General features: G+C 28.3%; 9 protein-coding genes and 1 pseudogene. 4 read left to right on the forward strand and 6 right to left on the reverse strand.

What is annotated here, in order from left to right; translation table 11 throughout:
• Positions 1-383, reverse strand: a 383-nt coding sequence (locus Q5F54_RS10070; protein WP_302334350.1) for a hypothetical protein, incomplete at its 3' end; no start/stop codon positions are given.
• Positions 384-635: 252 nt separating this feature from the next.
• Between Q5F54_RS10070 and Q5F54_RS10075 the strand changes: the two genes are divergently transcribed.
• The gene (locus Q5F54_RS10075; protein WP_302334351.1) at positions 636-1,169 is read left to right on the forward strand and encodes a hypothetical protein; all 534 of its coding nucleotides are present in this window, start codon (positions 636-638) and stop codon (positions 1,167-1,169) included.
• A gap of 42 nt (positions 1,170-1,211) precedes the next feature.
• On the opposite strand, the gene Q5F54_RS10080 is transcribed toward Q5F54_RS10075, so the two are convergent.
• The 3 genes from Q5F54_RS10080 to Q5F54_RS10090 form a co-directional block, all read right to left on the reverse strand.
• On the reverse strand, positions 1,212-1,727 hold the full coding sequence (locus tag Q5F54_RS10080; protein ID WP_302334352.1) for a hypothetical protein: 516 nt from the start codon (positions 1,725-1,727) through the stop codon (positions 1,212-1,214).
• Positions 1,728-1,972: 245 nt separating this feature from the next.
• A complete protein-coding gene (locus tag Q5F54_RS10085) occupies positions 1,973-2,929 on the reverse strand; it encodes an LCP family protein (protein ID WP_302334353.1) in 957 nt (318 codons plus the stop codon).
• 179 nt (positions 2,930-3,108) lie between these two features.
• The gene (locus tag Q5F54_RS10090; protein ID WP_302334354.1) at positions 3,109-3,765 is read right to left on the reverse strand and encodes an N-acetylmuramoyl-L-alanine amidase; all 657 of its coding nucleotides are present in this window, start codon (positions 3,763-3,765) and stop codon (positions 3,109-3,111) included.
• Positions 3,766-4,046: 281 nt separating this feature from the next.
• Between Q5F54_RS10090 and Q5F54_RS10095 the strand changes: the two genes are divergently transcribed.
• The 3 genes from Q5F54_RS10095 to Q5F54_RS13155 all read left to right on the forward strand — a co-directional run bounded on the left by Q5F54_RS10095 (position 4,047) and on the right by Q5F54_RS13155 (position 4,914).
• Positions 4,047-4,268 (forward strand): DUF1659 domain-containing protein, encoded by a 222-nt coding sequence (locus tag Q5F54_RS10095; protein WP_302334355.1) that lies wholly within the window; start codon positions 4,047-4,049, stop codon positions 4,266-4,268.
• Positions 4,269-4,536: 268 nt separating this feature from the next.
• The gene (locus tag Q5F54_RS10100; protein WP_288247810.1) at positions 4,537-4,764 is read left to right on the forward strand and encodes a DUF2922 domain-containing protein; all 228 of its coding nucleotides are present in this window, start codon (positions 4,537-4,539) and stop codon (positions 4,762-4,764) included.
• A 3-nt stretch (positions 4,765-4,767) separates the two neighbouring features.
• Complete coding sequence (locus tag Q5F54_RS13155; RefSeq protein WP_288247809.1) at positions 4,768-4,914, forward strand: YvrJ family protein; 147 nt, start codon at positions 4,768-4,770, stop codon at positions 4,912-4,914.
• Positions 4,915-4,929: 15 nt separating this feature from the next.
• On the opposite strand, the gene Q5F54_RS10110 is transcribed toward Q5F54_RS13155, so the two are convergent.
• Positions 4,930-5,184 (reverse strand): Mor transcription activator family protein, encoded by a 255-nt coding sequence (locus Q5F54_RS10110; protein ID WP_281538240.1) that lies wholly within the window; start codon positions 5,182-5,184, stop codon positions 4,930-4,932.
• Between the two features lie 8 nt (positions 5,185-5,192).
• Positions 5,193-5,397 (reverse strand): annotated as a pseudogene (locus Q5F54_RS10115) (DNA replication protein); the annotation flags it as partial.

Here is a 5,397-nt window from a genome sequence, read left to right on the forward strand (position 1 = left end):
GGCTTTTGTGTAACCGTATTATTTGTTTGTGATGTAGATGGCTTTTGTGTAACTGTATTGTTTGTTTGTGATGTAGATGGCTTTTGTGTAACTGTATTATTCGCTTTCGATGCAGACGGCTTTTGTGTTACACTACTTTCTTCTTTTTTAACTTCTTCTACATCTGAATCATCATTATCCATATCATCATCCTTTTCTTCCTCAGCATCCTCAGTTGTATCCTCTTCTAATTCCAAATCTTCTTTAGGTTCTTCAATTACATGTTTAGGAGTTACATAATTATCATCTGCTGAAGATATAGTTCCTTGGCTCATAGCAAATCCTGCAGATGCAAGTACAGCTATAGCTATCCCACATAATATAATATTATTTTCTTTTTTCATATTTTCTCCCCTTAAAATAATATAAATTTAATAATTATTTATGATTATATTACCATATTTTATAGTCTTATTCCATATTATAACTATTTAAAATTTATTTATATCGAATTATATATCCTTTTTTTGTTAATAATTATAAAAAATTCGCTGCGCTCGAGCGACGTGTCGGCGAAACACTTCATGTCGCCAACGATATATCCTGATTCGCACTACTGATATATCAATTTATCAAAATATGAAAGGATAATAACTATGAAAAAATTTATCGCATTTATTGTAATATTAGTATGCATTTTCCCAATAGGAAAAATTTTATTAAATACTATACCTAATAACCATAATAAAAATCAAGAATCATCAATTGACAAAACTAATCCACAACCTTCATCATCAAAAGAAAATGAAAATTCATCTACACCTACTGATAACTTTGTAGATATAAATAAAGATGAATCTAATGAAAATATACTAGTAGATGTTGGTGATAATGAATATCTTGTAGCAGTTGATTCTGCTTCTAAAGAACTTGTAATTAATGAAAATATATCTGACTCTAATAAATACATAAAAATTGACTACAAAGAAATACTTCCAGTTATAAGTGATATTCAAGATTATAAAAATCTATCAATCCCTCAGTATATTAGCTTATACAATAAAATTTCACCACATATAGATACAAATATGTCTTATAGTGAACTTCTATCTCTTGCATCTAGTATAAATATTAATGATTTAAAATCAAACTATAGTGAATTTATAAAAATACAAAAAAACAATGGCTAGCTTCTAGCCATTGTTTTAATTTTACACTTCTTTATAGTTTAATTAATTTATGTCAAATTGCTTTTCTACAGATGGTGTTTCTATTTTCTCTATTGAATCTTCTACCAAGCCTGTTACTGGTACTTCTAGTGATACTTCTTGTTCTGTTGGTTTTTGTTCCGGTACTTCCGGCTCTGTTGGCTTTTCCTCTGGTACTTCTGGTACTACTTCAGGCTCTGTTGGCTTTTGTTGTGGCTTATTTTGTAATGTTGATGTATTTGTTTGTGACTTTGAAGTTTGTTTTAAAGTATTAACTTTTGACTTAACTTTTTCATTAGATTCATCCTTAATCTCAATCTCTTCTTCTTCATTGCTTTCATCAACTATAGCCACATCTGTTTTTGGTGTATTTATAGAAGTGCTCTCATTACTTGCTAAAGTTTTTTCAGAAATAATAGTCGGACTTTTATAATCATCATCTATAAGATTAAAATCTCCTTGTGCCATAGAAAATCCTGCTGAAGATAAAGCTGCTATAACTACTCCACCGACTACTATCTTTTTCTCTTGTGAATTCATAATATACTCCTTAAAATAAAAATTTTCTTCAAATAATTTCTATCTTTTAAGGTTAAAACCTTTAAATTCACCCACCGCAAATTCAACAAAATTAAGATAAGTTAAAGTTTAGTTTTACTTTTTTATTATAAGTAAGATACTTTATCTTATAATTTTACATATTTTATATATAGATATATGTCTATATATAAAATAATAGCTAGAATATAAATTATATTCTAGCTATTATTAATCACTTAAAGTTTTTATTTATTTTCTCCAAATATAAACTTGTGCCAAGCCTCTAAGTTAGGCTCCTTGTCCCATTCTAATACCCATCCTTTTTGTTTATTTATAATATGACCATTTCTATATTCTTCTATAGGAAATTGAAATTGATCTATATCCTTATCATTTATCTTAAGAACTGTATAAGCTAAGTTCATCATTTCTATAGGGCTTATATTAGTTTTTGTATTATTTAAAATAATTTCTGCACATTTTTTATAAGTTTCTATACCTTTTTGAGCAAATTCCTTGTACACACTTTCTGCAACTTCTCTATGTCTAGCTTCTCTATGAAATGCACTATCTGTATATCTTATTCTACTAAAAGCAAGAGCTTGATATCCATTTAATCTTTGAGTTCCTGCGTGTGTTAAATATTCTTTTTCCCCTACACTATCCTTATCAGAGTAGTAATTATAGCAAGCATCAATCATTGAATTAATTGATTCTAACCCACTTTCTGGAACATCGACAACAACTCCGCCAATCTCATCTATAATCTCCATAAATGAGCTAAAGTTAACAGCTATATATTTATCTATATCAAGGTCAAAGTTTACCTTAAATACTTCCTTTAAAAGATCTATCCCCTCATATGCATAAGCATGAGTAAGTTTTTCAGTTGAATATCCGGGTATATCAACATAAGTATCCCTTGCTATTGAGCTTATTCTAATATCTTTATTTTTACTATCTATTGTAACAACCATCATACCATCTGATCTATTCCCTTTTTCAACATATTCTCCATCTGTTCCAACTAACAATATATTTGTTATTCCTTCAACCATAGTACCTTGTTCTTCTGTACTTTTTACAGCTTCATCTTTTACGTACATCTTATTTAATTTAAAATACACATATCCAAATCCACTTAAGCAAATCATTACTATTAACCCAATTAATATAAATGCCACTTTCTTAAAATGCTTCATATTTTATCTCCTTTAAATTGCTATTGTATACGTCTTATATATATTAACATATTCTATCTAAATAATCACCTATGGTTAATAAAATATATTATTTTAGTTACATCCATTGCTTAAAAATTGGCATTATTTATTTAATTGGGATTTTTTATATACACTAAGTGTTAAAAAACAAAGCTCTTTTATATTATATAAGCATCACCAAAGCCTTTACTTTTAGCAACATTCAAAACTTTTATAGCATTAGACCTTTCCTTATAACACCCTACACACACCTTATATAACCTTTTATTATCTTCAATATTATACAACTTCAAAACATTATCCTTAATTACCCTAGCAATAGATTTAAGATTATCCTCATTATTTAAATCCTTCTCACAAAAACTATTAGATATAAAATCAATCTCAAGTAAAGCTGCTTTCATAGAAGTATTTTTTAATACATATAATCCCTTACTTAATTTCACTCCCCTATTTCTAATCTTAAAAATACTAGAAATATCATTACACAAACTACTACAAAACTCATTAAGATGCTTATCATCACTATTATACTGCCAAACTTCCACACCTCTAACACTACTATCACTAGCAGAATTAATATGAATAGATAAAAAATAATAAGCACCAAAATTATTAGCAAACTCTACCCTATCACCTAAAGAAACATATTTATCAGACATTCGTGTAAACCTAACATCCAAATAAACTTCCTTTAACATAGATTCTAAATACTTTCCAACTTTTAATACAACCTCAGACTCCTTAGTACCACCTTTACCGACTGCCCCTGGATCATATCCACCATGACCTAAATCTATAACTAACTTTTTCATAGTAATCCCCCCATTATTTACTTTTTTAATACTTTATTTTTAATTATACCTTCATAAGTTTTCAATACTTAAATAAAATACTTTTTATAAATTTTGTATAATCAAATGTTTAACTATTTCTCTTATTATATAAACATAAGATTCACTTCGCTCATAGCACCAACGATATGAAACTTGCTATCGCTTCGTTCATGTCCGTTGCTTAAAATTTACTTTACTTGAGTGATGTGTGATTTAAATGCTTTATATCATATAAAAATATTTTTTAGGAGGTAATAAATATGTCAGTTATAGAAGGTAAAAATCCAACTTCACTAAGAATGAAATTTGATTTAGGAAAAGATGAACTTACAAACAAAACTAAAGTAAAATCTAAAACTTACTCAAACATCAAACCCGAAGCAACTTCTCAGGCAATATACGACGTTGCAACTGCATTAGAAGGACTTCAAGAATTTCCAGTACTTGAAGTGACTAAAATCGATAATACAACATTGGCATAAATTTAATTTTGTTTATAAATTAAATAATCATAATCATATTTAAGGTTGATGGCGCCAACGATATGGCTTCGCTGCCACTTCAGCCACATCCGTTGCTTAAAATCGATAATACAACATTGGCATAAATTTAATTTTGTTTATAAATTAAATAATCATAATCATATTTAAGGTTGATGGCGCCAACGATATAACTTTGCTACCGCTGCAGTTATATCCGTTGCTTAAATTGAAAATACAACATTAGCATAGTATAAGGAGGTAAAATATTATGGAAATAAAAACAAAGTTACTTATGACTTTTAAAAGCTCAGATGATAAAAAGGTGTCTATCACAGTTGACAACCCAAGAGAGGATTTAACAGAAACTGAAATAAAGGAAGCTATGAATACTATAATAGAAAAAGATATATTCTCACCTAATGGTGGCTCTTTAGTATCAGCAGTTTCAGCTAAGGTTGTTCAAACTGATACCACTGACTACGACTTAGTTTTATAAAATATGGACTCAAGTTTACAAACTCTTGTGGCTAATGTGGGATTTCCTATAGCTATTAGTATGTACTTACTAGTTAGAATTGAAGGAAAACTAAATAGCCTTACAGATAGTATAAACAAGCTTTCAAACAATATAAATATAATAAAATAAGAGGGATTTTCCCTCTTATTTTTCATTAATAATATTATAAATCTGAGTTCTACTCATACCAAATCTTTTAGCAGTCTCATTATAATCTCCCCTAAAACTTTCCCTAATCTTTCTGTTTCTATATAACTTATTAACCATCTCAAGAGTTGGAACATAAAACAAAGTACCACCATGCATTTGAACTAAATACTTAAACCCTTCAATACCAATATTATCCACCAATTCTTTATATCTACCAGGAATATCTTTAGCAGTTAAATGCTCTAACATAAAATCACCTATCCATAAATTCTATAATTAAGTCCCTTACCCCTAACCTGAATATTAAACTTATCACACATTTCTAATATCCTGCTGCCAATAGCCTCATCAATTTTTAACAAATCACTTTTATATTTTTCAGTACTTACAATAATCGGCTTATTATTAAAATACCTATAATTTATAATCTCAAAGATAATATTAATATCTGATGGTGTAATA

Source organism: uncultured Romboutsia sp., assembly GCF_958366745.1.
In the GTDB taxonomy this organism is placed as follows: Bacteria; Bacillota; Clostridia; order Peptostreptococcales; family Peptostreptococcaceae; genus Romboutsia; species Romboutsia timonensis.

What these genes read in the sequence shown, in the direction of transcription:
- Q5F54_RS10090 (WP_302334354.1), bottom strand. Translation starts at nt 3,765, where the DNA reads ATGAAAAAGTTAGTTATAGATTTAGGTCATGGTGGATATGATCCAGGG.
- Q5F54_RS10100 (WP_288247810.1), top strand. Translation starts at nt 4,537, where the DNA reads ATGGAAATAAAAACAAAGTTACTTATGACTTTTAAAAGCTCAGATGAT.
- Q5F54_RS10075 (WP_302334351.1), top strand. Translation starts at nt 636, where the DNA reads ATGAAAAAATTTATCGCATTTATTGTAATATTAGTATGCATTTTCCCA.
- Q5F54_RS10095 (WP_302334355.1), top strand. Translation starts at nt 4,047, where the DNA reads ATGTCAGTTATAGAAGGTAAAAATCCAACTTCACTAAGAATGAAATTT.
- Q5F54_RS10085 (WP_302334353.1), bottom strand. Translation starts at nt 2,929, where the DNA reads ATGAAGCATTTTAAGAAAGTGGCATTTATATTAATTGGGTTAATAGTA.
- Q5F54_RS10110 (WP_281538240.1), bottom strand. Translation starts at nt 5,184, where the DNA reads ATGTTAGAGCATTTAACTGCTAAAGATATTCCTGGTAGATATAAAGAA.
- Q5F54_RS13155 (WP_288247809.1), top strand. Translation starts at nt 4,768, where the DNA reads ATGGACTCAAGTTTACAAACTCTTGTGGCTAATGTGGGATTTCCTATA.
- Q5F54_RS10080 (WP_302334352.1), bottom strand. Translation starts at nt 1,727, where the DNA reads ATGAATTCACAAGAGAAAAAGATAGTAGTCGGTGGAGTAGTTATAGCA.